Genomic DNA, 259 nt, shown 5'->3' on the forward strand with positions numbered 1-259 from the left:
TTACGCTTAATGATGAAACGTTCTGCTGTTGTTAACCCTCCCATGCCATCCCCAACAGACTCTCAAACATCGCTTTCTACAACAAAAGCAGCTTAAATTTATGCAAAAAAGTCAAGTACAAAGGGCGGTGGATGATTTACTAAAGAATTATCCGAAAAAATTTGATCTTTCTTTAGAGCGTATTGTCCGCCTTTTAGAGAAGCTCGGTAATCCACATTTAAAACTTGGCGCTGTTATTCACATTGCTGGAACAAATGGC

At 39.0% G+C, this 259-nt stretch carries 2 pseudogenes; both read left to right on the forward strand.

The window, feature by feature from the left end:
* A pseudogene (locus ACFIQE_RS11300) lies at window positions 1-96 on the forward strand (acetyl-CoA carboxylase carboxyl transferase subunit beta); the annotation flags it as partial.
* Window positions 97-100: 4 nt separating this feature from the next.
* Window positions 101-259, forward strand: a pseudogene (locus ACFIQE_RS11305) (bifunctional folylpolyglutamate synthase/dihydrofolate synthase); the annotation flags it as partial.

Origin of the sequence: Bartonella sp. AA1HLJMS (genome assembly GCF_042197445.1) — a bacterium.
In the GTDB taxonomy this organism is placed as follows: Bacteria; Pseudomonadota; Alphaproteobacteria; order Rhizobiales; family Rhizobiaceae; genus Bartonella.